The sequence below is a fragment of the Bradyrhizobium sp. SRL28 genome, assembly GCF_018596315.1.
GTDB lineage: Bacteria > Pseudomonadota > Alphaproteobacteria > Rhizobiales > Xanthobacteraceae > Bradyrhizobium.
In genome coordinates, this window is record NZ_JAHEAG010000002.1 from 145820 (window position 1) to 172084 (window position 26265).

Genomic DNA, 26265 nt, shown 5'->3' on the forward strand with positions numbered 1-26265 from the left:
AGATCATGGCTCGCGTCAAATTTCTGTGTGATGCCGACCGTTGCATCGAGTGCAACGCCTGCGTGACGGCCTGCAAGAACGAACATGAAGTGCCGTGGGGCATCAATCGCCGCCGCGTCGTCACCATCAATGACGGCAAGCCCGGCGAACGCTCGGTCTCCATGGCCTGCATGCACTGCACGGACGCGCCGTGCGCCGCGGTGTGCCCGGTGTCGTGCTTCTACACCACCGCCGACGGCGTGGTGCTGCACTCCAAGGATCTGTGCATCGGCTGCGGTTACTGCTTCTACGCCTGTCCGTTCGGCGCGCCGCAATATCCGAAGGTCGGCAACTTCGGTTCGCGCGGCAAGATGGACAAGTGCACCTATTGCGCGGGCGGCCCGGAGGCCGACTCCACGCCGGCCGAATACGCCAAATACGGCGCCAACCGCCTCGCCGAAGGCAAGCTGCCGATTTGCGCCGAGATGTGCTCGACCAAGTCGCTGCTGGCCGGAGACGGCGCGATCATCGCCGAGATCTACAAGGAGCGGGTGATGAAGCGCGGTTACGGCTCCGGCATGTGGGGCTGGAAGACCGCCTACAGCGATTCACCGACCGGCTGATGCCACGGCCGCCGCGCCCCGGCGCGGCGGCGCAATGCGTAATTCCGATAACCGAAAGGGCGTTGTGCAAATGCCAGGCTCACTTTCAATTCTCAAGCTCGCCGGTTTCAAGCCTTTGTTCGCGGCGTTCGCGCTGCTGTTCGTTCTCGCGAGTCCCGCAGCCGCCCAGCTTTCCTTCAAGCCGACCGCCGAGGCCGTTCAGGAAGACAAGCTGCTGAACGCGCTGAAGGAGGGCGATAAGATCACCGGGCGCGTATCGATCCCCGACGGAAGCGCTGCCAATCTGATCCAGCCTGCGGGGCGCGACTGGCGAGACTTCCAGCGCAGCAAGCTGCCCTGGATCGGCGGCATTGCCATTCTCGGCATGCTGGCTCTTCTGGCGATCTTCCTGATGGTACGCGGCCGGATTCGCGTGCATCAGGGATTCTCTGGCAGGACGATCCTGCGTTTTTCCAGCTTCGAGCGCTTCGTCCACTGGCTGACGGCAACCTGCTTCATCGTTCTGGCGCTCTCAGGCTTGAACGTCAGCTTCGGCCGGACCCTGATCCTGCCGTTGTTCGGCGCGGACGCCTTCGCCGCCATGTCGGCCTGGGCCAAGCTTGCGCACAACTACCTGGCATTCCCGTTCATGCTGGGGCTTGTGATCATGTTCCTGATCTGGATCAAGAATAACATTCCCGGCAAGCTCGATGTTGAGTGGATCAAGCAGGGCGGCGGTCTTCTGTCCAATGGCAAGCATCCGCCGGCCAAGCGCTTCAACGCGGGACAAAAGGCAATTTTCTGGATCGTGATCATCGGCGGCGCGCTGATGTCGCTGTCCGGGTGGTTCCTGCTGTTCCCGTATCTGCCCGGCAACGTCACTGCGCTGCAGTTCTGGACCGTGATCCACGCCGTGATCGCGATGCTCTTCATCGCCGCCATGCTGGCGCACATCTATATCGGCTCCGTCGGCATGGAGGGGGCGTTCGACGCGATGGGAACCGGTGAGGTCGATCTCAACTGGGCCAAGGAGCATCACGCGCTCTGGGTCGAGGAAGAGCAGAAAAAGGCTGGCGCGCCGTCCGACCGCACGCCGCATGCCGTGCCGGCCGAATAATCCGGCTCAAGTCAAAGGTGAGGAAGTGACATGAAATCCTTTGTTGCGGCTCTGGCGTTCGCAGTCGTCGCTGCTGTCGGCGTCGCGATGGTGCTCAATACCATCCAGGAGCCAAGCTCGGTTGCGTTTACGACCACGGGCGCCAGGGTCGGCGATCCCGGCCATAATCTGATTGGCCCGAGCTGACGCCGGCGGTGGGTGTACCTGACGTCACGCTGGCGTGGCCGGTCGAAATTCGCCTGCCAAAGGATCGCCGCGCGTTGCGCGTTGCCTTTGACGATGGCCGCACCTTCGATCTCCCCGCCGAATTGCTCCGCGTGACCAGCCCGTCCGCCGAAGTGCAGGGGCATTCCGAAGCCGAGCGCAAGACGGTCGGCGGCAAACGTAATGTCACCATTCTTTCCGTCGATCCTGTCGGCAATTATGCCGTCAGAATAGGATTCGACGACATGCACTCAACCGGCATCTACTCTTGGGCGTTTCTGCGCGATCTCGGCCTGAACGCCGGGCGGCGCTTTCAGGACTACCTCGACGACCTCCAGGCCAAAGGCCTCGACCGCGACAGGCCGGGCGTACGCTGAGGCCGATGCGGATGCAGCAAAGCATTGCCGCGATCGCTTCGCTCGCCAGGGGAGGCCGGTTCGCGATTCTGAGCTTTGCGGCCGTGTTGATCGCTCTGCCGATCGGAACCACCTCAGCCTTTGCGCAGTTGCGCGGCCATGGCGGGCCGGTGCGGGCGCTGGCGATATCGGCCGACGGGCAAAGCGCGATCTCCGGCAGTTTCGATTCGACCGCGATCCGCTGGTCGCTGACGCGCAATGCGGCCGAGCAGGTGCTTCGTTTCCATGCCGACGCCGTCAACGCGGTCGTGCTGCTCGGCGAGAGGCGTGCCGCGACCGCCGGCGCCGATGGTCGCATCGCCATCTGGACCTTTGGCAAGGCAGAGCCCGACGCGGTGTTCGAAGGCCACACGGCGCCGATCGTCGCGCTGGCGGCATCGCCCGATGGCGCTGCGCTCGCATCCGCCTCGTGGGATCACACGGTGCGCCTCTGGCCGCTCGCAGGCGGTGCGCCGCGCGTGCTCGACGAGCATACGCAGAACGTCAACGGCGTGGCGTTTACCGCCGATGGCCGTGCCCTGGTCAGCGTCAGCTACGACCTCAGCGTTCGCATCTGGCCGCTGTCGGGCGCGCAAACGCCAACCGTCGTTTCGATGCCGACCCCGCTCAACGCCGTGGCCGCCGGTACCGACGGTGAAATCGCGGTCGGCGGCGCCGACGGCAAGGTCTACTTCCTGACCGCCGGCGGCGCACGTGCCGGGGAGGTTGCGGCAGGGCCAAGGCCGGTGATCTCGATTGCGATTTCGCCTGATGGTGCGCTGGTTGCTGCCGCGGGCATTGGCGGCACGGTCGCTGTGATCGACCGCAAGGCGCGCACGCTCACGCGCACGCTGGTCGGTCCGGGCCTGCCGGTCTGGTCGGTGGCATTCCTGCCCGGCAGCCGCACGCTGCTCACGGGCGGCGCCGATAACATCATCCGGCGCTGGAATGCGGCGACGGGCGAGCCGGTCGATCCGATTCTGCTGGAGACGGCGGGAGATCCGCTCGCCGCCTATACCGGCGATCGCGGCGCGGAGGTCTTTCGCGCCTGTGTCGCCTGCCATACGCTTGGCGCCGAGCAGGCCAACCGCGCAGGTCCGACGCTCGCCGGAATCTTCGGCCGGCGGATCGCCACCGCACCGGGTTATAATTTTTCCGAAGCACTCAAGCGGCTCGATATCGTCTGGACGCCGGAGACGGTTTCCAAACTGTTCGAAATTGGGCCGCAGGCGTATACGCCCGGCACCAAGATGCCGGAGCAGCGCATCGGCTCGGAGCAGGACCGCGCCGCGCTGGTGCAATTTCTCGAGCGCGCGACCAGGCGATAAAAGTGCTCGGCGCGGCGACTATTCCTGTTGCGTCAATGCTTCACGGGCGTCGAAAACACCATCGACATATCCTCGTACTCCTCGATCGGAAGCCTGGTTACGCCTGCGGCGGCCGGAGATTTCTTCGACAACGCCACGCCGGTGGTTACGGTGGAGCGCTCGGCCGAAATGATTGAATGCGAGCGAAATGTGGTTGCGACAGCGAGCAGGGCGACTGCCACGAATCCGGAAATCAACAGACGCTTCATGGAAAACTCCGTTGGCTCGATATGCAGTGTGGCTTGCACCACCGCATTAGAGCCAACGGTCACGCGCGAATGTGGTCTGCGTCACCTATCACGATCTTGTTTTTGACAATTGAACCGGTGTCATTGGCGCATAGGGAAGCAGCGCGTCCACTTTATGTTGCATTGAATCACCGCCGTTGAATGCCGTACTGCGATCGTTGCTGCGCTGATGCTCGCGGGAATTGCGTGCAGTCGCGCCCGATTGCCTCCAACTATTGGGGCGATGATCTCGACGGCGGAGCGCGGCGCGTGCGAGCGTATCACGGTACGATTTGAGGATCCTTGGCGCCAAGCGCGGTCTTGTTGCCCGCCTCGCGACCGGGGACGCTGACGTGAACCTCGTGGCCCTGGCGGATCGCCAGCGACGCGGCGGCGACGGCCGCTTCGAACGCCGCTTCTTTTGTGTCGTAGTCGTTCTGCGTGGTCCCGTCGTGGAGGACCGTCCAGCCGTCCGGCTTGGAAACGATCATGTATTCGGCCAATCCCATTGGAGCCTCCTTGCTGCCCGCCAGAGCAACGTTGAGACCTGTTCTCGGGTTCCGGTGGCTTACCGCATGGGTGAAGTGGCAGGCACTTGCTGTGCTGGCGGTCGCCACAGCAGACAATCCTGACCGAGGGACGGGTCAGGTTTTCGGCGGGCGACCACGTTTGGCAAACGTCAGCCCCTGCATGTCGGCCGCGTGCTGAAGCATGCCAGCGCGCTTCAAAGCTTCGCTTCGTGCGGGACCATGAGGCATGGCCCGTGCTTGCTCAAGCGCCGCGAGCGCTTCCATGTGCAAGTCGTGCTGGGGCCGACTCTCGGCATTCTTCTTGTCCATACAGAAAGACTAGGGGGGACCATCGTCCCCTGTCTGTTCGGTTCCGGACATTGGAACCCGAGTTCACAGATTCGTCAGGAACTAAATCACCTGCTGTCCGGTTCCCATTCTGGAGGTGTCCAATGAGCAAAGAGAAGCCTAGCGATGATCCCCGTCAGCAGACGGACTGGGGATCGCACAAGCAGACCGACAAGCCCTGGAAGGGAAATCCGGAAAAGGAACAGCGGCCGGGATCGTCAAAACCCGATCTGGAAAAGTGGCACGAGACCAACACCCATTAGCCGCCCGGTTGCGCGACGGCGGCCTCGTCGTCGTCGATCTGGACGATCTGGCGGTGATTGCGGGCGCCGTTGCAGGAGGACCGTAACGGCCTTTGCGGGGCTGCCTTCCCAGCAAGCTGGATCAGGAACAGAGACTGCCGCTGGACGTTTTCCCAGAAATGGTTGGACGTAGACATGACGGAACCGCTGCCTCTGCTGATAGACAGTTCGATTGAAATCGCCTGGGATTATCTCAACCGTACCGGAGAGTTGGGCGACGCGATGGTGGCCGGCCGCTTTCTCAGCGACGCGATAGAGTTGATGGTGCGCCGTGGCGAACGGCGGCGGTTGATGTTGGCCAACAAGGCAATCGCGGCTTATCAGCAATTCAGGCGGCAGCAGTCCGTGCCTCCGGTGCTCGCGTCGGCGTGATGGCGCTCACTTGTTTGCGTCGGAACCCTTCGGGGGAGCGCAGGTTGAGGACTCGCTTCAATCAAAGGAGTTCCCCAATGAAGAAAACCATCCTGGCTTGCGCATGTGCCCTGTTGCTGTCGACGGGGAGCGTATTCGCACAAATGCAGCCGGCCCCCGGCGCATCAAGCGAAAAAGCCGCCGCCCAAGGGGCGACCAAAAGCACGACCAAGCATACGAACATGAAAAAGGGAACGACGACGGGAGCCTCTACCGGCAAAATGAAGGCTGGCAGTTCGTCCAGCATGGACAATGCCGGAGCCGGCGCCAAAAAATAATTCCGGCCCGCAGCTTAATGGTCGTTAGACGCTTACGCGAATGCCGTTGCCTGCAGGCACCGGCATTCGCCTTGGTTTATGCGTGATGAGGTACCAGCGTTCCCGCACGATGCGGGCGAGATACTTCACGACTAGAGTTGTACATGCTGCCCGCCGGGCCGCGAAATTCCACTTAATGCTGCACTGGTGCCATTGCCGCACTGGACCAGCGCGATGTCGCCCAGCGCGATGATGCCGACGAGACGCTTGTCGCGATTGAGCACCGGCAGGCGACGGACCTGGATGTCACCCATGATCGCGCTCACCTCGTCGAGATTCTGATCTTCGTAGCAATATCTAACCTCGGCCGTCATCACGTCGCCGACCCGTCCCTCGGGACCTCGGCCCATGCCGATGCCGCGGATCGCGATATCGCGGTCGGAGATCATGCCGACCAGGCGGTCATTGTCGGTCACCGGCAGCAATCCGACGCCGAGCGCCGCCATGGCCTGCGCGGCGTCCTTTAACGTGTCGTCGGGGGTGCAGAGTTGAACCTCAGGGGTCATCGCATCGGAAACTTTCATGTGAGGCTCTCCGTTCGGCCGTTGCTTCATCGGCTAACAGGTACCACGGACCGCCGTTCCCGCGGGCAAATGAAATAATCCCGACGCTGGCGGAGAGACTTCAGACCGAGCCGAAGTCTCTCGCCGCGTTTCTCCTGGTTTGTTTGCCTCTGTTTACCAGCGGTCGTTGCCGACACCTACGCCCACGCTCACGCCGGGTGCGCGGATGCCGACGCCAGCGCGCGGCTCATCGTAGTCGCGGTAGCGTCGATGCTCGATGTATCGCTCGCGCGGCTGATAGGCGTATGAATCGCGAACGACCACGCGGCTGCCGCCGCGGGTGCGATAGCAGCGTCCGTCTTCGTCGCAGACCATGCGAACCTGCTGGATCAGGTCGGAGTTGGTATATTCGCTGCTGGTGTAGATATCAGACGCATTTGCGCTGCCGGTCAGCAGCGCGCCCGCGCCGGCCAGCAGGCCGATTGCGATCTTCCTCATAAGTTCCTCCTCATTCGAATACTGCCCTCTGGGCTCAAAGCATCGCACCCGCTTTGGTTCCGACGTGGGCGGGCAATGGGGACGGAGTTCCGAAAGGTCGAGCGTGACGATCGGAGCTATACTATCCAGCCGGGCGAACGCCGGCTGGTAGATGAAATCGACGATCGACATTATGGAAGTAAGGAGAGGAGGCTGCGGCCCGCTTTCTCTTCGTTGTCGCGCAGCCGCGACGAACGGCGGTACGTTTCTGGCATTTGATTCAAAGTGCGCGGCCGAATTGGTTACGAGTTTCATCGTCCCGCAGGCAACCACGCCCCAGTTCATGCGTTGGGCCACATGGAGCAACGATAATGGCGACTGAACCAAAACCCCGCATTTCTCACAACGCGCTCGTTCTCATCGGCGATGGACAAAAGGCCCTCTTTCTACGCAATAAAGGTACCCCGCAGCAGCTCGACCTGGAGGTCGAGCACGTCCTCGAGCAGGACAATCCCGCAACGCGCGAACAGGGAACTGACCGTCCCGGGCGGTCTATCCAGAGCGTCGGCACGGCCCGAAGTGCCATGGAGCAGGCCGACTGGCATTATATCGCGGAAGAGCGGTTCGCCGGCGCCATTGCCGAAGCGCTCTATCGCCTTGCTCACAGTAACCGCTTCGACCAGCTGGTCGTCGTGGCGCCCGCGAAGGTGCTGGGCAATCTCCGACAGGCATTTCATGCCGAAGTGACAGAGCGGATTGTCGGCGAAATTTCGAAGGAATTAACTTCCCATCCGATACCCGATATCGAAAAGCTGATGGCGGCGTAGCGGCCTGCAGCCGCCGCAGCTCGCGGCGGCAAGGCTTGCAGCTTGCACCTGGTCAGGTCACGGGGCCCGGATTGAACAGCGCAAGCGAGTTGGTGAGCTTCCAGTGTTCGGCCCAGGTCTCGCGGCCGCTCGCCACATCGAGCATGAGACGGAAGATCTGCCAGCCGACGTCCTCGATCGTGGCGTCGCCGGTCGCGATGCTGCCGGCATCGACGTCGATCAAATCGTGCCAGCGCTGCTTGAGCTCGCTGCGGGTCGAGACCTTGATGACCGGCACGGCGGCGAGCCCATAGGGCGTGCCGCGGCCGGTGGTGAAGACGTGCAGCGTCATGCCGGAGGCTAGTTGCAGCGTGCCGCAGACAAAATCGCTGGCCGGAGTGGCCGCAAAAATCAGCCCTTTTTGGCTCACTCGCTCACCCGGCGCGAGCACGCCTGCGATCGGGCTGGTGCCTGACTTGATCACCGAACCCATCGCCTTCTCGACGATGTTGGAGAGGCCGCCCTTCTTGTTGCCCGGCGTGGTGTTGGCGCTGCGGTCGGCTTCGCCGCCGGCGAGATAGCGGTCATACCAGGCCATCTCGCGCACCAGCGCGTCCGCAACGTCCTGGCTCGCCGCGCGCGGCGTCAGCAGATGGATGGCGTCGCGCACTTCCGTAACTTCGGAGAACATCACGGTGGCGCCGGCGCGCACCAGAAGATCAGCAGCAAAGCCCAGCGCCGGATTGGCGGTCACGCCTGAGAACGCATCGCTGCCGCCGCATTGCATGCCGACCACCAGCGCCGACGCCGGGCAGGTTTCGCGCCGCCGCTGGTTCAATATCTTGAGGCGCGAGTCGGCCATCTCCACGATGTTCTCGACGATTTCACCGAATCCGGTGAGGCCTTCGTCCTGCATACGCATGATTTCGTCGTCGGCGCTCATGCCCTCGGGCAGCAACAATTCAGGCTGCAGCTTCTCGCAACCGAGGCCAACGATCATCACCTCGCCGCCGAAATTGGGATTGCGGGCCAGGTTCTGTAGCGTGCGGATCGGAACGGCAGCACCCGGCGCGTTGATCGCGACGCCGCAGCCATAGGCATGCGTGATCGCCACCACGTCGTCGACGTTGGGATATCCAGGCAATAGCTCCTTGCGAATCCGGTCCAGCGCGAACTCGACCGTGCCGGCGACGCATTGCACGCTGGTCGAGATCGCGAGGATGTTGCGGGTGCCGACCGAGCCGTCGGCATTGCGATAGCCTTCGAACGTGTAGCCTTCCAGCGGCGGCAGCCTGATCGCGCCGCCGCTTGGCGTCGGCAGATTGTCGAACGATGGCGCGTCGGGCATCTGCACCAGCGATTCCTTGACCCAGCTACCCCTCGCGATCGGCGCTGCGGCACGACCGATAACCTCGCCGTAGCGGCGGATGGCTTCGCCTTCTCCGATATCGGCGAGGGCAACCTTGTGTCCCTGCGGAATCTGCTCGATCAGCCGCAAACCGCACGCGAACTCAGCGCCCGGGTGCAGGCCTTCGCGGTTCGCGACGATCGCGACGTTATCGTCCGCATGCATGCGGATGTAGAGCGGTTTCGCGGTGACGGGCTGCATGTCGAATCCTTAGTTCACTGAAGGCATCAGGCAACGCGTAGCTGCGCAGCATGATCGAGGCAATCAAGGTCAAACCGCGCGTGCGATCAAGCGGCTCTTCGGACAAGAAGCCGGCGGGTATGAGCGCGACGGTCGGATTATGGGAAACTAATCCTTGGACCTGACGTAGCGTCTGAGGAACCAAATAGTAAAATAATATTACTAGTCAGCGCAGACCTTCCGTGAAATATTGCCCGTGCTGTCGCCAACGGACAGCCAACAAGGTGCCTTCATACCGATTTCGGGGATGGAAATCATGACGTCCCGGCTTGTCGTCATCCCGACGCGTCGCGCGCATTCCAACCACGCCGAGGTTGCCCGCAGCATCGGCGTCGACATCATTGCCGGCCGTTACGCCGAAGGCGGACGCCTGCCGGGCGATGCCGAACTCACAGGGATGTTCGGCGTATCGCGGCCGGTGTTGCGCGAGAGCGTCAAGACCCTGGTGGCGAAGGGGCTGCTCACCACCAAGGCGCGGGTCGGCACCGTGGTGCGCGAGCGCGGCGCCTGGAACATGTTCGACGCCGACGTGCTGGCCTGGCATCTCGATGCCGGCATCGACCGGCGTTTTCTCAACGATCTCGCCGAAATCCGGCTCGCGGTCGAACCGCGCGCCGCCGCGCTTGCGGCCGGCCGGCGCTCGGAGGCCGATATCGCCGAACTCAACCGGAGCATGGCGCGAATGCGGGCGGAGGCCTCCGACTCCGTTGGTTTTGCCGACGGCGATCTTGCCCTGCATCTGGCCGTCGCCAACGCCTCCGGCAATTTGTTCATGCGCTCGATCGGCAACGTCATCGAGGCGGCGTTGCGGGCCTCATTCCTGCTCAGCGCGCCGGTCGAAACGCAGGACCGCGAGACGGTGCTGCTGTGGCATCAGCGTATTGTCGATGCGATCGAGAGCGGCGACGCCGAGGCGGCGACTGCCGCCATGATCGAGGTGATCCACAATGGATTGCGCCGTCATGAGGGAACGCCGGCATCATCAGGCGCTGCGCCTGCGGCCGTCGAGTCAGGAGAGCGATCATGAGCCCGCTTCGCGTCGCCATCGTCGGCTTCGGCAAAATCGCACGCGACCAGCATGTGCCGGCGATTGCTGCGACTGACGGCGTGGAGCTGGTTGCCGTCGCCAGCCGCAATGCCTCGCTTCCCGGCGTGCCGCATGCGGCGACGCTCGATGAACTGCTGCGCGACGGCCCGGAGATCGACGCGGTGGCGCTGTGCACCCCGCCGCAGGTTCGCCACGCGCAGGCGGCGATGGCGCTTGCCGCCGGCAAGCATGTGATGCTGGAAAAGCCGCCGGGAGCCACGGTAGCCGAAATTACTCCGCTCGTGACCGCCGCAAGGGCCGCGCAACGCACGCTGTTCGCCACCTGGCACTCGCGGTTCGCGCCTGCCGTCGAGCCGGCGCGGCAATTGCTCGCCGGCCGGCAGGTTACATCAGTCAAAATTACCTGGAAGGAAGACGTGCGGGTCTGGCATCCGGGTCAGGCCTGGATCTTTGAGCCGGGCGGGCTCGGCGTGTTCGATCCCGGCATCAACGCGCTTTCGATCCTGACGCGGATTCTGCCGCAGCCATTGTTCGTGACGTCGGCTGACCTCGCATTCCCCGCCAATCGCGATGCGCCGATCGCAGCCAGCCTTGCGCTCAGCGACGCGCAGGGGTTGAAGATCACGGCCGAATTCGACTTCCTCCAGACCGGCCCGCAGAGCTGGGACGTTGATCTCGACACTGATAGTGGCCCGGTCACGCTTTCCATGGGCGGGGCGAGGTTGCGGGCAGGGGGCAAGCAGCTCGTCGATGCCCCCGATGCCGAATATGCCGGGCTCTATCGCCGCTTCCGCGAACTCGCGGAAACTGGCGAGGCCGACGTCGATCTGGCGCCGCTTCAGCTCGTTGCCGACGCGTTCCTGCTGGGACGACGCCGCATGGTTGAACCATTTGAGGACGCGGCATGAGCGTGTCTTCCATTCCGCGTGTCGCGCGTTCCTCCTTCGGGCTGCTGCCCGACGGCACCGAAGTCGAGCGCGTGACCTTGCAGGCCGCGGATGGACTGGAAGCGCGCATCATGACCTATGGCGCATCGCTGCAGGCATTGCTGGTGCCGGATGCCGCCGGACGCCGCGACGACATCGTGCTCGGCCATGACAAGTTCGCGGGATATCTCGCCCGGCGCCAGTTCTTCGGCGCAACCGTCGGCCGCTACGCCAACCGCATCGCCGGTGCGCGCTTCACGCTCGATGGGGCTGACGTGCAACTCGCGGCCAATAACGGGCCCAACGCATTGCATGGCGGGTTGGAAGGTTTCGATCGGCACAACTGGCGGATTGTTGCGATCGACAATGGCGCGCGTCCGGCTGTGATGCTTGCGCGTACCAGTCCCGATGGCGAAGAGGGCTATCCCGGCACGCTGGACGTAGAGGTGACCTGGCGCCTGGTCGGGCCGATGGAACTGTTGCTCGATATGTCGGCGCGGACCGATCGGCCCACCGTGGTCAACCTCACCAACCACAGCTTTTTCAACCTGGCCGGCGCATGCTCGGGCCGAAATATTCTTGATCATCACCTCACCGTGGCAGCGGATCATTTTCTTGCCATTGATGCTGGTGCGATCCCGCTGCCGCAGCCGCCCTGTGCGGTGGCCGGCACGCCGTTCGACTTCCGTGCCGGCGTCGAGATCGGTGCGCGAATTCGCGACGACCATCCGCAGCTCCGGGTTGGCCGCGGCTACGATCACAATTTCTGCCTCGCGCCGGCAAGCGGCGAGCCCCGCTTCGCCGCGCGGCTCACTGAGCCAGCGTCCGGCCGCGTGCTCGAACTGTTCACCAACCAGCCCGGGCTGCAGGTCTATTCCGGAAACTTTCTCGACGGCTCCACCGCCGGAAAGGGCGGCCGCCTCTATCGGCAGTCCGACGCCATGTGCCTCGAACCGCACGCGTGGCCCGATACGCCCAATCGACCTGACTTCCCGACCGCACGGCTTACCCCGGGCGAGGTCTATCGCCACACCACGCTGTACCGCTTTACGCATGCAATTCACGGCGCAATCGAGACACAATCCGCGGTAGAGTCGCCTGAGGGAGCGGGGCGATGAGCGGTGAGATGGAAGAGGTACCGACGGCTGTTCTCTGTGGTGAGCGATGCCATCTTGGCGAGGGACCGACGTACGACGCAGCCACCGATACGGCCTGGTGGTTCGACATCCTCGAGCGCCGGCTGTTCGAGGCGCGGCTCGACACCGGGCAGACCACCATCCATTCCCTCGACGTGATGGGCAGCGCGCTTGGGCGGATCGACGCGCATCGTCAGCTTCTCGTTGCGGATGACGGTCTCTATATCCGCGAGCAGGCGGATGGGCGGATGACGCTGTACCGTCCGCTCGAAGCAGGCAATGCTGCAACGCGTTCGAACGACGCCCGCGTTCATCCGTCAGGTACGTTCTGGATCGGCACCATGGGCCGCCAGGCCGAGCGGGGGCTGGGGGCCATCTATGCGCTGCATCGCGGTGAGCTGTCGCGCCTCTATGAAAGCATCACGATCCCGAATGCGATCTGCTTCTCGCCGGACGGGACTATCGGCTATTTCGCCGACACGGGGAAGAATGTGCTGTTCCGCGTCGATCTCGATGCGGCGACCGGCCTGCCGCGCGGTGAACCGGCCGCGCTGGTTACCCGGCGGCACGGCGGCGGCATCGATGGCGCAGTGGTCGATGCCGACGGGCTGATCTGGAATGCACGCTGGGGCGACGGCTGCATCGACGTCTACAGCTCGCAAGGCGAGCATCTGCGCACGCTCCGCGTCCCGGCCCGGCAGTCGAGTTGTCCCGCCTTTGTCGGACAGGATTTCTCGCGTCTGCTCGTTACCTCGGCCTGGCAGGGGATGGCGGAAGAAGCGAGACGCGCCGATCCCGATCATGGCCGCACCTTCGTGCTCGATGTGGCCGCGCGTGGCCGCCCTGAACCAGACGTAAAACTTGCAACGGGTTGACGGAGGAAGGCGAGGCGCGGCGGCCAAACGCGCGAGAACGACTGAGTATCAAGAGCCGCATTCAGCGGTCTGACGATCCAGGAACCATAAATCCTCTGATATCAAGGGAGTGAAGCATGACTAGTCTGAAGACCACATTGTCGGCCGTTGCGCTGGCAGCAACCATGGCCGCAGCGGCGGTGAGCGGCGCTTTCGCCCAGAGCAAGGGGACCGTCGGCATCGCCATGCCGACCAAGTCCTCGGCACGCTGGATCGACGATGGCAACAACATCGTAAAAATCCTGAAGGAGCGCGGCTACGGCACCGACCTGCAATATGCCGAGGACGACATTCCGAACCAGCTCTCGCAGGTCGAGAACATGGTGACCAAGGGCGCCAAGGTGCTGGTGATTGCGGCGATCGACGGCACCACGCTGTCGGACGTGCTGAAGCAGGCCAAGGCCAAGGGGATCACGGTCATCGCCTATGACCGGTTGATCCGTGACACGCCCAATGTCGACTACTACGCCACTTTCGACAATTTCCAGGTCGGCGTGCTGCAGGCGCAGTCGATCGAGCAGGGGCTCGGGTTGAAGGAAGGCAAGGGGCCCTTCAATATTGAGCTGTTCGGCGGCTCGCCGGACGACAACAACGCCTACTTCTTCTACAATGGCTCGATGTCGGTGCTGCAACCTTATATCGACAGTGGCAAGCTGGTGATCGGCAGCGGCCAGAAGGGCATGGACAAGGTCTCGACCCTGCGCTGGGACGGCGCCACCGCCCAGGCACGCATGGATAACCTCCTGAGCGCGTTCTATGGCCGCAAGCGGGTCGATGCCGTGCTCTCTCCCTATGACGGCCTGTCCATCGGCATTCTCTCTTCGCTGAAGGGCGTCGGCTATGGCAGCGGCAACATGGCGATGCCGGTTGTCAGCGGCCAGGATGCCGAAGTGCCGTCGATCAAGTCGATGCAACGCGGCGAACAGTATTCGACCATCTTCAAGGATACCCGCGATCTCGCCCGCGTCACCGCCGACATGGTGGATGCCTCGCTCAGCGGCAAGGAAGTGACCGTCAACGACACCAAGACCTACAACAATGGCGTCAAGGTGGTACCGTCCTATCTCCTGAAACCTGTCGTCGTCGACAAGAGCAACTGGGAGAAGGTGCTGATCGACAGCGGCTACTACAAGCGTTCGCAGTTCGACTGAGTGGGACGGCGGCGCCGGCAATGACCCGGCGCCGCCACCTGCCTGTATCCGATCGCTGCGGGTGAACAGATAATGGACGTGATGGCGCGATGACCGCAATTCTCGAAATGCGCGGCGTAAGCAAGAGTTTTTCCGGCGTTCAGGCCCTGCGCGACGTGAACTTCACGGTGGAGGCGGGGCAGATCCATGCGCTGGTCGGTGAGAACGGCGCCGGCAAGTCGACCCTGATGAAGGTGCTCAGCGGCGTCTACCCTTACGGTGATTACGAAGGCAGCATCATCTTCGACGGCGAGGAGCGGCGCTTTCGCGACGTCAATGATTCCGAGGCGCTGGGCATCATCATCATCCACCAGGAGCTGGCGCTGATTCCGCTGATGTCGATCGCGGAGAACATCTTCCTGTCGCATCCGCCCTCACGTCTTGGCGTGATCGACCGCGACACGGTTTACCGCCGGACCAAGGAACTGCTCGCCCAGGTCGGCCTCACCGAGATGCCCGACACGCTGGTGACGGACCTCGGCGTCGGCAAGCAGCAATTGGTGGAAATCGCCAAGGCCTTGTCCAAGCGGGTGCGGCTGCTGATCCTCGACGAGCCGACCGCCAGTCTGAACGAGAACGACAGCGCTGCATTGCTGGATCGCCTGCTTGCGTTCCGCGCCCAGGGCATCGCCTCGATCCTGATCTCCCACAAATTGTCGGAGGTCGCGCGCGTCGCCGACCGGATCACGGTGCTGCGCGACGGCCGCACCGTCGACAGCATCGATTGCCGGGCCGAGCCGGTGGAAGAGGACCGGATCATCCGCAGCATGGTCGATCGCGACCTTGCCCATCGCTTTCCGCAACGCACCGCCGCGATCGGCGCACCTGTTTTCGCCGTGCAGGACTGGACGGTGCATCATCCGCTCCACAGGGAACGCCGCGTGATCAAAGGAGTGGATTTCGAGGTCCGGCGCGGCGAGGTGGTCGGGATCGCCGGATTGATGGGCGCCGGCCGTACCGAATTCGCCATGAGCCTGTTCGGTCGCGCCTGGGGGGACCGGATCAGCGGCCGCGTCTGGCTCGACGGAAGGGAAGTCAACCTGTCGAGCGTGGCGGCGGCGATCGATGCCGGCCTCGCTTACGTTACCGAGGATCGCAAGCAGCTCGGCCTGATCCTGGACAGCGACGTCCGCAAGAACATCACGCTCGCTAGCCTCGGCCGCGTGGCGCGCCAAGGTATGATCGATGACATGTCCGAATTGCGCGTTGCGAACGATTACCGCAACCGGATGCGGATCAGGTGTTCCGACGTCTATCAGGAGACCGGCCAGCTATCCGGCGGCAACCAGCAGAAGGTGGTGCTGTCGAAATGGCTGATGACCGATCCGAAAGTATTATTCCTCGACGAGCCGACGCGCGGCATCGATGTCGGGGCAAAATACGAAATCTACTGTATCATCAACGAGCTTGCTGAGGCGGGCAAGGGAGTGGTGATGATCTCGTCGGAAATGCCGGAACTGCTCGGCGTCTGCGACCGCATCTGCGTGATGAATGACGGCGCCTTTGTCGGAGAATTCGCCGCCGCCGAGGCCACCCAGGAAAGGATCATGCGCGCCATCATGCGCAACAAGGAAATGGACAAGAAGGTACTTCAGGGAGATTTGCGGCCATGACCGACAAGGCGGTTGCGCTGCCCGGGCACACCGGCTTCATCAAGAACAATCTGCGCAACTACGGCATGCTGCTGTCGCTGTTTGCGATCATGCTGTTCTTCCAGGTCATGACCGACGGCACGCTGCTGCAGCCGCTCAACCTGACCAATCTGGTGCTGCAGAACAGCTACATCGTGATCATGGCGCTCGGCATGCTGCTGATCATCGTCACCGGCCATATCGACCTGTCGGTCGGCTCGGTCGCGGGCTTCGTCGGCGCCGTCGCGGCGGTGCTGATGGTGCGCTATCACGTTGCCTATCCGCTGGCCTTCCTCGCCTGCCTGCTCGTCGGCGCGGCGATCGGCGCCGCACAGGGCTATTGGGTGGCCTATTTCAAGATCCCGTCCTTTATCGTGACGCTGGCCGGCATGCTGGTGTTCAAGGGGCTTGCGCTCGCGATCCTGGCGGGACAGTCGGTCGGGCCGTTTCCGCCGACCTTCCAGAAACTGTCCTCGGGCTTCATCCCGGAATTGTTTCCCGGCGCCGGTACGCTGTATCCGACCTCGCTGTTGATCGGTGCCGTATTGGCGGTGGCGCTGGTCTATACCAGCGCGAAGAGCCGGGCGCGGCAGGCGTCGCACGGCATCGACGTGGAACCCTTTGGCTTCTTCGTCGCCAAGAGCGCGGTGCTGTTCGCCGTGATTGTGTTCTTCGCCGGCCTGATCGCCTCGCATCGCGGCCTGCCCAACGTGCTTGTCATCATGACGGCGCTGATCGGGCTCTATGCTTTCGTCACCACCCGCACCGTGATTGGCCGTCATATCTACGCTATCGGCGGCAACGCCCGGGCCGCGAGCCTGTCCGGCATCAAGACCGAACGGTTGACGTTTCTGACCTTCGTCAACATGGGGGTGCTGGCTGCACTCGCCGGCCTCGTATTCGCCGCGCGGCTCAATACCGCGACGCCGAAGGCCGGCGCCGGCTTCGAGCTCGACGTCATCGCGGCCTGCTTCATCGGAGGCGCATCCGCCTATGGCGGGGTCGGCAGGGTCGGCGGCGCGGTGATCGGGGCCATGATCATGGGGGTCATGAACAACGGCATGTCCATCCTCGGCATCGGCATCGACTACCAGCAGGTGATCAAGGGGCTGGTGCTGCTCGGCGCCGTCTGCCTCGATGTCTACAATCAGCGGCGATAGCGCCTTGGCGGCTAGAGCAGGATGAGATTAGGTTGGGCCGTGACGACGGACCATCTCGTGCCCCGGACGCAAGCGGCCAAAGTGCTGCGGGCCGGGGCCCATTCTACTTTGCATGGGGTTGTTTTCGCGATTTTGTGTCCGGGCCTTGCGGTGTACCGCCGAAGAGTATCTGCACGGCATCCGGGACACGAGATCGTGCTTCGCACTAACGGCGAAATCGATTCGACTCCAACCCATCCCGATCTAGGCAGCCGCCAGCTCCCGCTTTGCGAACTCGCACATTTCGAGGTGCGCGACGAGCGCCGCAAGCTCCTCGGTCTCGGCCGGCGTCAGGTCGGTCAGGGGCGAACGGACATGGCCGCTGTCACGGCCGATCACTTTCATACCGGCCTTGATCATCGAGACGGCATAGCCACGCTTGCGGTTGCGGATCTCGATCAGCGGAAGGATGAAGTCGCGGAGCCCCGCCTGCACCGTCTCGCGGTCGCGGCGGCGCACGGCGGAGTAGAACTTGGTCGCGAACTCCGGGACGAAGTTAAATACTGCGGAGGAGTAGGTGGTTACGCCCATTTCCAGATAAGGCAGTGCAAAGGTCTCGGCCGTGGGCAGCCCGCCGATATAGGTCAGCCGGTCGCCCATGCGCAGATGGATGCGGGTCATCAACTCGATGTCACCGATGCCGTCCTTGTAGCCGACGAGGTTGGGACAGCGCTGGCACAGCTTTTCGAGCGTATCCTCGTTCAGGATCGCATTGTCTCTGTTATAGACGATGACGCCGAGCTTTGTGGCATTGCACACCGCCTCGATATGGGCCGCCAGGCCCTCCTGTTCCGAGAAGACCAGATAGGGCGGCAGCAGCAGCACGCCATCGGCGCCAGCCGCCTCGACCGCAATGGCGAGCTGCGTCGCCGTCGCCGTACCATGGCCGATCCCGGCGAGGACCGGCACGCGCCCCTTGGTCTGGCTCACGGCCGTTGCCACCACCTTCGCGACCTCGGCCGGGCTCAGCGAGAAGAATTCGCCGGTGCCGCCGGCGGCAAAGAGCCCTGCCACCTCATAGCCGCACAGCCAGTCGAGATTGGAGCGGTAGCGGACCTCGTCGAACGCGTTGTCGGGCCGAAACGGTGTGACGGGAAACGACAGCAGGCCATTGCCGATCCGGCTGGCCATCTCCTTGGGGGGCATCCTGCTCATGCTTTGATCCTTCAGCGGCTTAGGCTGAACGATTAATGCAAGATGGCCGGGGATGGACACCCAATCACTGTATCGATCGATCCATTGATTGGATCGAGCTTGCCTCCGCGGCAAGGCCTCGGGCGATGTCGCCAATGATGGGAAGCAGCGGATTGTCGTTGTCGCCGCGCCAGACAAAGAACAACTCGGCCGGCCGCTGCCACTGCATCAGAACGGGGCGCAGCACCACGCCGCTGAAATGCAGATTCAGCGCGGCCTCGGGGACCAGCGCCACGCCGACACTGGAATGCACCATGGCGAGGATCGAATGGATCTGGGCAAGATGCTGCACATAATTCGGCACCAGGCTTGCGCGTGAAAACAGCTCGACCAGGAGATCGTGGAAATAGCGGGCTTCATAGGGCTCGTACATGATGAAGGGCTCGCCCGCGAGATCCTCCAGACGCAATTGGGCTGCCTGCGCCAGCGGGTGGCCGCTCGGCAGTGCCGCGATCAGCGGCTCCGCCGTCACACGGAAGGCGCCGAGATTGCCGCGTGGAATCGGCGGGCGGAGCAGGGCAATATCGATCTCGCCGGAGTCGAGCCGCTTGAGCTGATCGCTGGATACCATCTCCTTCAGCGAGATCTCGATATCGGGCAGTTCGCGCCGGCAGGCCGCGACCAGCGCCGGCACGTAGCTGTAGGCGGAGGTCGCGGTGAAGCCGATATTGATCGATCCGGCCTTGCCGTTCGCCATCCGCCGGGCCAGCACGGCCGCGCTTTCCGCCAGCTTGAGGAGATGCCGCGCATCGGTCAGAAAACGCTGCCCGGCGGGCGTTAGCCTGACCGCCCGGTTGCTCCGCTCCAGCAGCGTGACATCGAGGACGCGTTCGAGAATCTGGATCTGGCGGCTGAGCGGCGGCTGCGTCATGTTCAGCCGCAGCGCCGCGCGCCCGAAATGCAGTTCTTCCGCAACTGCAACGAAGCAGCGCAACTGGCTCAACTCAAACATGAAACCCGTATTTTCAACGTGAGACGAGGGGCCGGTCACCGGCCGGATGTCCTGCTTCTATAGGCTGAGACATGGCCGATCCATCCAAAAAAGGTATCGACCTATCCGCAGACTAGTTCATGGGCGACCTTGCCCATGACCTATCATTTCTCGCAACGCAGCCTCGAAGGCCTGCAGCCTGCCGGTGAAACGGCGGGATCGCGCGCAATTGCGCTTTGAAACGGAGGAAGACCGATGTCTATGCCATCTCTCGCCCGGGCGATCGCGGCCGCAGTCCTTTCGGTGTCTGCTTTGGCGTCAAGCGGGGCCGGGGCCCAGAATTTCGAGCGGCCGGTGCGGCTGATCGTGCCTTTCGCTCCCGGTGGCACCTCCGACATTCTCGCCCGCCTGATCAGCCCAAAACTGTCCGCCGCCATCGGCCAGTCGGTCGTGGTCGAGAACAAGCCGGGCGCGGCCGGCAATCTCGGGGCCGACGCCGTCGCCAAGGCGCAGCCTGACGGCCACACGTTGTTGCTGATGGATGTCGCCTCGCTCGCGACGGCGCCCAGCCTGTTTTCCGATCTCACGTTCGACGTTCAGAAGGACCTTGCACCCATTTCCATGGTGATGTTCGGCCCCTACGTCCTGGCCGTCCATGAATCGGTCCCGGCGAAGTCGACGAAGGAACTGATCGACTACGCCAAGGCCAATCCGAACAAGCTCACCATCGCCAATTCAGGCGTCGGTGGCGCCACGCACATCACGGCCGTGGCGATGGCGAAGCAGCTTGGAATTCAATGGAAGAACATTCCCTACAAGGGCGGGGCGGCTGCCTCGCGCGCCGTCGTATCCGGCGAGAGCGGCGTGATCATCAACGGCGCTGCGGCGACGATGCCCTTCGTGGTGAACAAGCAGCTTGTCGGACTTGCCGTCACCGGCGAGCAGCGGATTGCGTCGGCTCCCGATCTGCCGACCTTCAAGGAGGCGGGCCTGCCCGGCGGCGATGCCGGGACCTGGCAAGGCATCCTGACCACGGGCGGAACGCCGCCGGCCATGGTCGCGCGATTGAACGCCGAGATCCGCAAGATCCTGGCAGAGCCTGAAATTCAACAGAAGATCGCCGAGCAGGGCGGCGTCGTGAAGGCCCAATCGCCGGAGGAGTTCCGTAACTGGCTCAATGATGCGACGACCCGTTGGGGCACGATCATCCGCGAGGCCGGCATCAAGGGCAGCTGAGGGCGGGACGATGACGCGTTCCCGGATCGACCTGCAGGACCTGCTGTTCGGCCTGTTTCTGGTGGCGGTGGCGGCGGGTACCCTTGTCGCCACGCGCAACCTGACGGTCGGTCACGCCGCCGATATGGGGCCGGGCTACATGCCCCGCGTCGTCGCACTCGCGCTGATGGGATTCGGTCTCTTCTTCACCGGGCGCGGCCTTTGGCGCATGCGCATCGGCATTGCGCCCGTTCAGTTGCGGCCCCTGCTTGCGATCCTGGCTTCCGTCGGCGTTTTCGCGCTCACGGCCGAGCGCCTCGGCCTCGCGATCGCCTCCGTCGTTGCCGTGCTCCTTGCGAGCTTCGCCACGCGGGAAGGGCGGCTCATCGAAACGATAGCGTTTGCCATCGTACTTTCAGGTGCCGCGGTGCTTCTGTTCGTCAAGTTGCTCGGCTTGCCGATCCCGATCTGGCCCCGCTAGGGCGGCGGGCTTCTCAGGCAGACGCATATGGAACTCTTCAACAACCTGCTGATGGGCCTTTCGACGGCCCTCGAACTCAACAATCTGCTGTTCTGCCTGATCGGCGTGGTCATCGGCACCGCGATCGGCGTGCTGCCCGGCATCGGCCCAATTCCGACGGTCGCGTTGCTGTTGCCCTTCACCTTCGGCCTGTCGCCCCCCAGCGCGATGATCATGCTGGCCGGCATCTTCTACGGCGCACAATATGGCGGCTCGACCACCGCCATCCTGGTCAATGTGCCGGGCGAGACGTCGTCGGTCGTCACCTGTATCGACGGTCACGAGATGGCGAAGCAGGGCAAGGCCGGAACCGCGCTCGCCATTGCCGCCATCGCCTCGTTCTTTGCCGGCACCACGGCGACGATCGTGATCGCAGTGCTTAGCGTGCCGTTGTCGATGCTGGCGCTGAAATTCACCGCGGTTGAATATTTCAGTCTGCTCGTGCTTGGCCTGATCGCCGCCGTCGTGCTCGCGCATGGTTCGGTCGCCAAATCGCTGGCGATGGTGCTGCTGGGGTTGTTGCTCGGTCTCGTCGGCATCGACGTCAGCTCAGGCGTCGCGCGCATGACCTTCGGCATCGCCGCTCTATCGGATGGTCTTGATTTCGTGCCGATCGCGATGGGCCTGTTCGGGCTCGGTGAAATCATCGCCAATCTGGAGAGACCTTCCGAGCGCCGCGTCGTCAGCCAGTCGATCCGCAGTCTGATCCCGAGCCGGGCGGACCTGCGGGCCGCCTTTCCGGCCATGGTGCGCGGCACGGCACTGGGCTCCGTGTTGGGGGTGTTGCCTGGCGGCGGCGCCGCGCTTCCGCCGTTCTCCTCCTACGCGCTGGAAAAGAAGCTTGCGCGCGATCCGTCGCGCTTCGGCAAGGGCGCCATCGAGGGCGTCGCAGGGCCAGAGGCCGCCAACAATGCCGGCGCACAGACCAGCTTCATTCCGCTGCTGACGCTCGGCATTCCCGCCAACGCCCTGATGGCGCTGATGATCGGCGCGCTGATGATGCAGGGCATCCAGCCCGGGCCGCAGATCATGACCGAGCAACCCAAGCTCGTCTGGGGCGTCATCGCCAGCATGTGGGTCGGTAATTTGATGTTGCTGGTGATCAACCTTCCGTTGATCGGCCTGTGGGTCTCGATGCTGAAGATTCCCTATCGGCTGCTGTTTCCTGCCATCGTCCTGTTCTGCTGCATCGGTACCTATGGCATCGCCAACAGCCTGTTCAACGTATGGTTGATGATGGGCTGCGCCTTGATCGGCTATTTCTTTATCAAGATCGGCGTCGAGCCGGCGCCGCTGCTGCTCGGCCTCGTGCTCGGTCCGCAGTTCGAGGAAAATTTTCGGCGTGCAATGCTGATCGCGGACGGCGATTTCACCGTCTTTCTGTCACGGCCGATCAGCGCGGTTATCCTTGGCGTCGTCGCCGTTCTGTTGCTGGCGATGCTGTCGCCGCAAATATTGAAAACGCGGAAACAAGCGCTGGCGGAATGACGGCTGGCGTCAGTCCTGTAATTGCCATCGGCCGATGACGCGAAAGCGTGAATTCGGATTTTCCTGACGGCACAGGGCAATTGCGTCGATCTCGAGCGGCCCGATGCCTGTCGCAGAAAACCTCTCCCGCAGCATCGCCACAACCTGTTCGCGCCGTTCTGCGGGAAGCCGTCCTGTCAGCGTCATGTGGAAGCGAAATTCTTCGAAGACGTAAGGGTAGCCCCAGCGATCGAGATAGTCGCGCTGCCGCGGCGTCAGCGCTGCCGGATTTCGCCGCGCGCGATCTTCCGGGCTAAGGGGAGCGCGGAACGGATCGAATGCCTTGGTCGCTTCAGCGGCGAGCAGTTCGAGTTCTGCCGACGGTTCGGTGGGAATCACGGCGATGAAGCCGCTGATCGAATCGACGACCGGTTGGATCGCCGGCACAGGCCGGGCCAGATCGGCGAACAATTCGCATGCCGCGGCAAGCTGTGCCTCGGCCTTGCCGTCGGCCAGCGCCATCGGCGCCTTCAGCGTGGCGTGAAAGCCATATTTGCGGGGGTCCTGCGTCAGGTCGCGCCAGTCCAACGGGAGCCCATCCGGAAAGGGCAGCTCGTCGCCGCCATAGGCGTCGTAACCGAGCAGCGACGCGCCGAACCGGTCGAGTGCGCTGCCTTGCGCGGCGGTATAATAGATCGCGTAACGGGGGTAATTTGCCATTGCGCCAGAATAGGGCCGCCTCACGCGGCTGCAACTGCCTTGCGTGATGCTGTGGATGAACGGACGAGACGGTGAGCCTCCGTCAGATGCACCAGACGCCCCGCGGCAATGACCGCGACTACTCGTGGCCGTAGCGGCACCGTGTCATCGACCAGAATGATGTCGGCGCGCTGTCCCGCGGCGAGCAAGCCACGATCGGTGAGAAAGGCAGCACGCGCCGGCGCCGACGAGATCAACTGCCATGCGGCGGCCAGCGGCAGCACGCCGTCAGCCGCGAGACGAAACGCCGCCAGCAGCGGCGCCGGATAATAATAGTCGGACGCCAGCACCGAACACAGGCCCTTGGCGATCATGTCGGAGGCCTTGGTCCAGCCGGTATGGCTGCCGCCGCGCACGACATTAGGCGCGCCGAACACGATGAAATCGCCGTATTCGGCGGCATCGCGGGCGGTTTCCTCATTGACCGGAAATTCAGCGATGGCAACGCCCTGCGCACGAAAAGCCTGCCGCATCGCCGGGCTTTCGTCGTCATGCGAGAGCATCCGGACATCAGCCGCGTGCGCTGCCTGCGCCAGCCGGGCAATCGAGGCCGGCACATCGTGGCTGCGGGTGACCACGCTTTGCACCAGGCGGTCGAACGCCTCATTGGTGAGCCCCGTGCGCTCGACCATTCGGCTGCGCTTCAGCGGCTTGGTCGGGCTTGCGACGGTTGAGTTCATGTGGTCGTTGAACGCGAACAGGTCGACGCGGCCTTCCGACAGCCAGTCGATGATTTCGCTTTCCGCGTCGAGATTGTAGGTCTCGTGGCGCAAATGGAAACGGGTGTCGGCGGCGAGCTGCGGCCGCATCTGCTCGATCGCCTCCAGCAATTTCCGAGCATTGTCTGCGCTGCGCAGGCCGGGCTCCCACGACCAGGTCGTGGCATGATAGACGGTCGTGATGCCGTTGGAGACCGCCTGCCGGTCGCTGTCGATCAGTGCGACGTCGATCGGAAAATCAACCCCGGGGCGCGGCATCATCTGGCGCTCGAACGCATCACCATGCAGATCGACAATGCCCGGCAGCACCAGCAAGCCGCCGGCATCGATGCCGGGCGAGCCATGGCTGTTGTCCGTATCAACAGCGACGATCTCGCGGCCGGCAATCCGCAACGTGGTTTCGAGGATCTCGTGGCCGAGCAGTGCCCGGCCACCTTCAATGAACAGTTCGGTCACGATGCGGCACTCTGGTTAAAATGGGGTCAGCCCGATGCGGCAGCGGCTTCGTACTTTTCGAGAAAGCCCTCGACATCGAGCTTGCGGAAATCGGGCAGGGCACGGCGCAGCGTCTCGTGGTCCCAGTCCCACCATGCGAGTTCGGCAAGCCGCCCGGCGATGGATTCCGGAAACCGCCGCCTGATCGGCCTGGCCGGGTTGCCTGCAACGATCGTATAGGCGGGGACGTCCTTGGTGACGATGGCGCCGGCCGCGACCACCGCGCCGGTGCCGATGGAGCGGCCGGGCAGAATGACCGCGCCGTGGCCGATCCAGACGTCATGGCCGATATGGACGTGATGCCCGCGCCGCCATGCAAAGAATTCGGTATCGTCGCTCTCGCCCTGGAAATAGCTGCTGGCGCGGTAGGTGAAATGCGCCTGCGAGGCCCGATGCATCGGGTGGTTGCCCGGGTTGATCCGCGTCATCGCCGCGGTCGAACAGAATTTGCCGATCGTGGTGTAGGTGATTTGCGCGTCGTTCACGACGTAGGAATAATCGGCCATCGTGACTTCCAGAAGGATGGTCCGGGCGCCGACCTCGGTATAGGCGCCAAGCTGGCAGTCGCGTACCGAGGCGGTGGGGTCGACGGCCGGTTCAGTGGAAAGCATCTTGCCGGCCATCGGTAGCGTCCATCAGCAATCGAGGAAGGGTCATTGGTGCGCGCTCGTCTTCGATGCGCTTGATGACAGGATCATGACAGGTGCGTGACGTCGGCCAGCGCTGTGGACGAACGCCGCACCGCAGCAGTCGTGTCACACAACTGTTAGATCGAGCCGCTAGCCATGCTCCACGACCGGAACTCTGGAGCAGTGCATGCTGGTGGTAGAAGGTTTGACGTGCCGGTTCGGCACCAAAGCCGCAGTGGATAACGCATCATTTTCGATTCAGCCCGGGAGCTTCGTCGGCGTGATCGGCCGTTCCGGCGCCGGCAAGTCCACGCTGCTTCGGATGATCAACCGCCTCGCCGAACCTTCCGAGGGGCGCATCCTCTTTGAAGGCGTCGACGTGACTGCGCTCCGCGGCAAGGATTTGCGGCAGTGGCGTGCGCGCTCCGCGATGATCTTTCAACAGTTCAATCTTGTCGGCCGGCTCGACGTTCTGACCAATGTGCTGATGGGGCGGCTGGCGGAAATCCCGTCCTGGCGCTCGCTGACGCAGCTTTGGCCGGAAGAGGACAGGGCGCTGGCGCTGTCGGCGCTTGACCAGTTCGATATGGCCGGGGTCGCGGCCCAGCGCGCCGACCAGCTTTCGGGCGGCCAGCAGCAGCGCGTCGCGATCGCGCGCGCACTGGTGCAGGAGCCTGACATTATTCTTGCCGACGAGCCGATCGCTTCGCTCGACCCGCGCAACACGCGCATCGTGATGGATGCACTGCTACGCATCAACAAGCACTTCGGCATCACCGTCGTCTGCAACCTGCATTCGCTCGATCTGGCGCGGAGCTATTGCGACCGGTTGATCGGCATGGCCGCGGGACGGGTGGTGTTCGACGGCGCCCCCGAGACGCTGACCGATCATATCGCGCGCGAGCTCTACGATCTCGAAGCCAACGACGTCATGGGTACTGCGCCCGCGCAGGTGCCGGACGGTGCGGTGGTGCCTGAACTCGGCACGGCTGCCGCAGCCTGAGTGTCATTTCTGTACAGGGTAGCCGGTTGCAAACCTGCAATCGGCGAAGAGGCGTAACCACAACAAGAGGGCTCACC

31 protein-coding genes are annotated in these 26265 nt (G+C 63.5%); 20 read left to right on the forward strand and 11 right to left on the reverse strand.

Annotated elements, in window-relative coordinates; genetic code table 11:
• Nucleotides 1–5 precede the first annotated feature (5 nt).
• The 5 genes from fdh3B to KIP88_RS05085 all read left to right on the forward strand — a co-directional run bounded on the left by fdh3B (nt 6) and on the right by KIP88_RS05085 (nt 3625).
• The gene (gene fdh3B, locus KIP88_RS05065; RefSeq protein ID WP_028348819.1) at nt 6–602 is read left to right on the forward strand and encodes a formate dehydrogenase FDH3 subunit beta; all 597 of its coding nucleotides are present in this window, start codon (nt 6–8) and stop codon (nt 600–602) included.
• Nucleotides 603–672: 70 nt separating this feature from the next.
• Nucleotides 673–1698: a formate dehydrogenase subunit gamma gene (locus tag KIP88_RS05070; RefSeq protein WP_214486767.1), complete on the forward strand. Its 1026-nt coding sequence runs from the start codon at nt 673–675 to the stop codon at nt 1696–1698.
• Nucleotides 1699–1728: 30 nt separating this feature from the next.
• On the forward strand, nt 1729–1884 hold the full coding sequence (locus KIP88_RS05075; RefSeq protein WP_214486768.1) for a hypothetical protein: 156 nt from the start codon (nt 1729–1731) through the stop codon (nt 1882–1884).
• Between the two features lie 29 nt (nt 1885–1913).
• Nucleotides 1914–2279 (forward strand): gamma-butyrobetaine hydroxylase-like domain-containing protein, encoded by a 366-nt coding sequence (locus KIP88_RS05080; protein ID WP_249790585.1) that lies wholly within the window; start codon nt 1914–1916, stop codon nt 2277–2279.
• Between the two features lie 11 nt (nt 2280–2290).
• On the forward strand, nt 2291–3625 hold the full coding sequence (locus KIP88_RS05085) for a c-type cytochrome (protein ID WP_214486770.1): 1335 nt from the start codon (nt 2291–2293) through the stop codon (nt 3623–3625).
• Between the two features lie 32 nt (nt 3626–3657).
• Here KIP88_RS05085 and KIP88_RS05090 read toward each other — a convergent pair whose 3' ends face one another.
• Together KIP88_RS05090 and KIP88_RS05095 are read right to left on the reverse strand one after the other, a co-directional pair.
• Complete coding sequence (locus KIP88_RS05090) at nt 3658–3873, reverse strand: hypothetical protein (protein WP_214486771.1); 216 nt, start codon at nt 3871–3873, stop codon at nt 3658–3660.
• A gap of 299 nt (nt 3874–4172) precedes the next feature.
• Nucleotides 4173–4400: a hypothetical protein gene (locus KIP88_RS05095; RefSeq protein ID WP_214486772.1), complete on the reverse strand. Its 228-nt coding sequence runs from the start codon at nt 4398–4400 to the stop codon at nt 4173–4175.
• A gap of 452 nt (nt 4401–4852) precedes the next feature.
• Between KIP88_RS05095 and KIP88_RS05100 the strand changes: the two genes are divergently transcribed.
• Nucleotides 4853–5011, forward strand: a complete 159-nt coding sequence (locus tag KIP88_RS05100) for a hypothetical protein (RefSeq protein ID WP_214486773.1) — start codon at nt 4853–4855, stop codon at nt 5009–5011.
• On the opposite strand, the gene KIP88_RS05105 is transcribed toward KIP88_RS05100, so the two are convergent.
• Nucleotides 5008–5187, reverse strand: a complete 180-nt coding sequence (locus KIP88_RS05105; protein ID WP_214486774.1) for a hypothetical protein — start codon at nt 5185–5187, stop codon at nt 5008–5010. The genes KIP88_RS05100 and KIP88_RS05105 overlap by 4 nt on opposite strands.
• On the opposite strand from KIP88_RS05105, the gene KIP88_RS05110 reads away from it, so the two are divergent.
• Both KIP88_RS05110 and KIP88_RS05115 read left to right on the forward strand, forming a co-directional pair.
• Nucleotides 5186–5422, forward strand: coding sequence for a hypothetical protein (locus tag KIP88_RS05110; RefSeq protein ID WP_214486775.1), 237 nt, complete (start codon nt 5186–5188; stop codon nt 5420–5422). The two genes, KIP88_RS05105 and KIP88_RS05110, sit on opposite strands and share 2 nt — an antisense overlap.
• A 77-nt stretch (nt 5423–5499) precedes the next feature.
• Nucleotides 5500–5739 carry a hypothetical protein gene (locus tag KIP88_RS05115; protein WP_214487329.1) on the forward strand — a complete coding sequence of 80 codons (240 nt, stop codon included), beginning with the start codon at nt 5500–5502 and terminating at the stop codon, nt 5737–5739.
• Nucleotides 5740–5870: 131 nt separating this feature from the next.
• Here the strand turns inward: KIP88_RS05115 and KIP88_RS05120 are convergent, their stop codons facing one another.
• Entirely contained in the window at nt 5871–6302 is a 432-nt protein-coding gene (locus KIP88_RS05120; RefSeq protein WP_214486776.1) for a CBS domain-containing protein, read from the reverse strand.
• Between the two features lie 153 nt (nt 6303–6455).
• The gene (locus KIP88_RS05125) at nt 6456–6779 is read right to left on the reverse strand and encodes a hypothetical protein (RefSeq protein ID WP_214486777.1); all 324 of its coding nucleotides are present in this window, start codon (nt 6777–6779) and stop codon (nt 6456–6458) included.
• A gap of 350 nt (nt 6780–7129) precedes the next feature.
• On the opposite strand from KIP88_RS05125, the gene KIP88_RS05130 reads away from it, so the two are divergent.
• Complete coding sequence (locus tag KIP88_RS05130) at nt 7130–7585, forward strand: host attachment family protein (RefSeq protein ID WP_214486778.1); 456 nt, start codon at nt 7130–7132, stop codon at nt 7583–7585.
• A gap of 52 nt (nt 7586–7637) precedes the next feature.
• Here KIP88_RS05130 and garD read toward each other — a convergent pair whose 3' ends face one another.
• Nucleotides 7638–9173 carry a galactarate dehydratase gene (gene garD / locus KIP88_RS05135; protein WP_214486779.1) on the reverse strand — a complete coding sequence of 512 codons (1536 nt, stop codon included), beginning with the start codon at nt 9171–9173 and terminating at the stop codon, nt 7638–7640.
• Between the two features lie 295 nt (nt 9174–9468).
• On the opposite strand from garD, the gene KIP88_RS05140 reads away from it, so the two are divergent.
• The 7 genes from KIP88_RS05140 (at nt 9469) to mmsB (ending at nt 17217) form a co-directional block, all read left to right on the forward strand.
• Nucleotides 9469–10239: a FadR/GntR family transcriptional regulator gene (locus KIP88_RS05140; protein ID WP_214486780.1), complete on the forward strand. Its 771-nt coding sequence runs from the start codon at nt 9469–9471 to the stop codon at nt 10237–10239.
• Nucleotides 10236–11168: a Gfo/Idh/MocA family protein gene (locus KIP88_RS05145; protein ID WP_214486781.1), complete on the forward strand. Its 933-nt coding sequence runs from the start codon at nt 10236–10238 to the stop codon at nt 11166–11168. The genes KIP88_RS05140 and KIP88_RS05145 overlap by 4 nt, the downstream gene beginning before the upstream one ends.
• A complete protein-coding gene (locus tag KIP88_RS05150) occupies nt 11165–12304 on the forward strand; it encodes an aldose epimerase family protein (RefSeq protein WP_214486782.1) in 1140 nt (379 codons plus the stop codon). Before KIP88_RS05145 ends, KIP88_RS05150 begins: the two co-directional genes overlap by 4 nt.
• 8 nt (nt 12305–12312) lie before the next feature.
• The gene (locus KIP88_RS05155; RefSeq protein WP_214487282.1) at nt 12313–13197 is read left to right on the forward strand and encodes an SMP-30/gluconolactonase/LRE family protein; all 885 of its coding nucleotides are present in this window, start codon (nt 12313–12315) and stop codon (nt 13195–13197) included.
• 116 nt (nt 13198–13313) lie between these two features.
• A complete protein-coding gene (gene chvE, locus KIP88_RS05160) occupies nt 13314–14387 on the forward strand; it encodes a multiple monosaccharide ABC transporter substrate-binding protein (protein WP_283848488.1) in 1074 nt (357 codons plus the stop codon).
• A gap of 89 nt (nt 14388–14476) precedes the next feature.
• Nucleotides 14477–16039, forward strand: coding sequence for a multiple monosaccharide ABC transporter ATP-binding protein (mmsA, locus tag KIP88_RS05165; protein WP_214486783.1), 1563 nt, complete (start codon nt 14477–14479; stop codon nt 16037–16039).
• Nucleotides 16036–17217, forward strand: coding sequence for a multiple monosaccharide ABC transporter permease (mmsB, locus tag KIP88_RS05170; RefSeq protein WP_108512923.1), 1182 nt, complete (start codon nt 16036–16038; stop codon nt 17215–17217). The genes mmsA and mmsB overlap by 4 nt, the downstream gene beginning before the upstream one ends.
• A 243-nt stretch (nt 17218–17460) precedes the next feature.
• On the opposite strand, the gene kdgD is transcribed toward mmsB, so the two are convergent.
• Both kdgD and KIP88_RS05180 read right to left on the reverse strand, forming a co-directional pair.
• Nucleotides 17461–18411, reverse strand: a complete 951-nt coding sequence (gene kdgD, locus KIP88_RS05175; protein WP_214486784.1) for a 5-dehydro-4-deoxyglucarate dehydratase — start codon at nt 18409–18411, stop codon at nt 17461–17463.
• 64 nt (nt 18412–18475) lie between these two features.
• Nucleotides 18476–19402, reverse strand: coding sequence for a LysR family transcriptional regulator (locus KIP88_RS05180; protein WP_214486785.1), 927 nt, complete (start codon nt 19400–19402; stop codon nt 18476–18478).
• 234 nt (nt 19403–19636) lie between these two features.
• On the opposite strand from KIP88_RS05180, the gene KIP88_RS05185 reads away from it, so the two are divergent.
• Genes KIP88_RS05185 through KIP88_RS05195 form a run of 3 tightly spaced genes read left to right on the forward strand, consistent with a single transcriptional unit; the run spans nt 19637 to nt 22604 of the window.
• Complete coding sequence (locus tag KIP88_RS05185) at nt 19637–20617, forward strand: tripartite tricarboxylate transporter substrate binding protein (RefSeq protein WP_214486786.1); 981 nt, start codon at nt 19637–19639, stop codon at nt 20615–20617.
• 10 nt (nt 20618–20627) lie between these two features.
• Nucleotides 20628–21077, forward strand: coding sequence for a tripartite tricarboxylate transporter TctB family protein (locus KIP88_RS05190; RefSeq protein WP_214486787.1), 450 nt, complete (start codon nt 20628–20630; stop codon nt 21075–21077).
• A gap of 27 nt (nt 21078–21104) precedes the next feature.
• Nucleotides 21105–22604, forward strand: coding sequence for a tripartite tricarboxylate transporter permease (locus KIP88_RS05195; protein ID WP_214486788.1), 1500 nt, complete (start codon nt 21105–21107; stop codon nt 22602–22604).
• Nucleotides 22605–22613: 9 nt separating this feature from the next.
• Here the strand turns inward: KIP88_RS05195 and KIP88_RS05200 are convergent, their stop codons facing one another.
• From KIP88_RS05200 to KIP88_RS05210, 3 genes are read right to left on the reverse strand one after another with little or no spacing between them, the layout of a single operon-like run.
• Complete coding sequence (locus KIP88_RS05200; RefSeq protein WP_214486789.1) at nt 22614–23303, reverse strand: DUF1045 domain-containing protein; 690 nt, start codon at nt 23301–23303, stop codon at nt 22614–22616.
• 20 nt (nt 23304–23323) lie between these two features.
• Nucleotides 23324–24517 (reverse strand): alpha-D-ribose 1-methylphosphonate 5-triphosphate diphosphatase, encoded by a 1194-nt coding sequence (locus KIP88_RS05205; protein ID WP_214486790.1) that lies wholly within the window; start codon nt 24515–24517, stop codon nt 23324–23326.
• Between the two features lie 26 nt (nt 24518–24543).
• Nucleotides 24544–25179, reverse strand: a complete 636-nt coding sequence (locus KIP88_RS05210; RefSeq protein WP_214486791.1) for a DapH/DapD/GlmU-related protein — start codon at nt 25177–25179, stop codon at nt 24544–24546.
• 193 nt (nt 25180–25372) lie between these two features.
• Between KIP88_RS05210 and phnC the strand changes: the two genes are divergently transcribed.
• On the forward strand, nt 25373–26188 hold the full coding sequence (phnC, locus tag KIP88_RS05215) for a phosphonate ABC transporter ATP-binding protein (RefSeq protein WP_214486792.1): 816 nt from the start codon (nt 25373–25375) through the stop codon (nt 26186–26188).
• Nucleotides 26189–26265 lie beyond the last annotated feature (77 nt).

Coding starts and splice junctions, on each gene's coding strand:
- chvE (WP_283848488.1), top strand. CDS start 13,314: ATGACTAGTCTGAAGACCACATTGTCGGCCGTTGCGCTGGCAGCAACC.
- KIP88_RS05095 (WP_214486772.1), bottom strand. CDS start 4,400: ATGGGATTGGCCGAATACATGATCGTTTCCAAGCCGGACGGCTGGACG.
- KIP88_RS05210 (WP_214486791.1), bottom strand. CDS start 25,179: ATGGCCGGCAAGATGCTTTCCACTGAACCGGCCGTCGACCCCACCGCC.
- KIP88_RS05180 (WP_214486785.1), bottom strand. CDS start 19,402: ATGTTTGAGTTGAGCCAGTTGCGCTGCTTCGTTGCAGTTGCGGAAGAA.
- KIP88_RS05110 (WP_214486775.1), top strand. CDS start 5,186: ATGACGGAACCGCTGCCTCTGCTGATAGACAGTTCGATTGAAATCGCC.
- mmsA (WP_214486783.1), top strand. CDS start 14,477: ATGACCGCAATTCTCGAAATGCGCGGCGTAAGCAAGAGTTTTTCCGGC.
- KIP88_RS05190 (WP_214486787.1), top strand. CDS start 20,628: ATGACGCGTTCCCGGATCGACCTGCAGGACCTGCTGTTCGGCCTGTTT.
- phnC (WP_214486792.1), top strand. CDS start 25,373: ATGCTGGTGGTAGAAGGTTTGACGTGCCGGTTCGGCACCAAAGCCGCA.
- garD (WP_214486779.1), bottom strand. CDS start 9,173: ATGCAGCCCGTCACCGCGAAACCGCTCTACATCCGCATGCATGCGGAC.
- KIP88_RS05155 (WP_214487282.1), top strand. CDS start 12,313: ATGGAAGAGGTACCGACGGCTGTTCTCTGTGGTGAGCGATGCCATCTT.
- KIP88_RS05200 (WP_214486789.1), bottom strand. CDS start 23,303: ATGGCAAATTACCCCCGTTACGCGATCTATTATACCGCCGCGCAAGGC.
- fdh3B (WP_028348819.1), top strand. CDS start 6: ATGGCTCGCGTCAAATTTCTGTGTGATGCCGACCGTTGCATCGAGTGC.
- KIP88_RS05195 (WP_214486788.1), top strand. CDS start 21,105: ATGGAACTCTTCAACAACCTGCTGATGGGCCTTTCGACGGCCCTCGAA.
- KIP88_RS05130 (WP_214486778.1), top strand. CDS start 7,130: ATGGCGACTGAACCAAAACCCCGCATTTCTCACAACGCGCTCGTTCTC.
- KIP88_RS05100 (WP_214486773.1), top strand. CDS start 4,853: ATGAGCAAAGAGAAGCCTAGCGATGATCCCCGTCAGCAGACGGACTGG.
- KIP88_RS05125 (WP_214486777.1), bottom strand. CDS start 6,779: ATGAGGAAGATCGCAATCGGCCTGCTGGCCGGCGCGGGCGCGCTGCTG.
- KIP88_RS05150 (WP_214486782.1), top strand. CDS start 11,165: ATGAGCGTGTCTTCCATTCCGCGTGTCGCGCGTTCCTCCTTCGGGCTG.
- KIP88_RS05120 (WP_214486776.1), bottom strand. CDS start 6,302: ATGAAAGTTTCCGATGCGATGACCCCTGAGGTTCAACTCTGCACCCCC.
- KIP88_RS05105 (WP_214486774.1), bottom strand. CDS start 5,187: ATGTCTACGTCCAACCATTTCTGGGAAAACGTCCAGCGGCAGTCTCTG.
- KIP88_RS05070 (WP_214486767.1), top strand. CDS start 673: ATGCCAGGCTCACTTTCAATTCTCAAGCTCGCCGGTTTCAAGCCTTTG.
- kdgD (WP_214486784.1), bottom strand. CDS start 18,411: ATGAGCAGGATGCCCCCCAAGGAGATGGCCAGCCGGATCGGCAATGGC.
- KIP88_RS05115 (WP_214487329.1), top strand. CDS start 5,500: ATGAAGAAAACCATCCTGGCTTGCGCATGTGCCCTGTTGCTGTCGACG.
- KIP88_RS05145 (WP_214486781.1), top strand. CDS start 10,236: ATGAGCCCGCTTCGCGTCGCCATCGTCGGCTTCGGCAAAATCGCACGC.
- KIP88_RS05140 (WP_214486780.1), top strand. CDS start 9,469: ATGACGTCCCGGCTTGTCGTCATCCCGACGCGTCGCGCGCATTCCAAC.
- mmsB (WP_108512923.1), top strand. CDS start 16,036: ATGACCGACAAGGCGGTTGCGCTGCCCGGGCACACCGGCTTCATCAAG.
- KIP88_RS05185 (WP_214486786.1), top strand. CDS start 19,637: ATGTCTATGCCATCTCTCGCCCGGGCGATCGCGGCCGCAGTCCTTTCG.
- KIP88_RS05085 (WP_214486770.1), top strand. CDS start 2,291: ATGCAGCAAAGCATTGCCGCGATCGCTTCGCTCGCCAGGGGAGGCCGG.
- KIP88_RS05090 (WP_214486771.1), bottom strand. CDS start 3,873: ATGAAGCGTCTGTTGATTTCCGGATTCGTGGCAGTCGCCCTGCTCGCT.
- KIP88_RS05075 (WP_214486768.1), top strand. CDS start 1,729: ATGAAATCCTTTGTTGCGGCTCTGGCGTTCGCAGTCGTCGCTGCTGTC.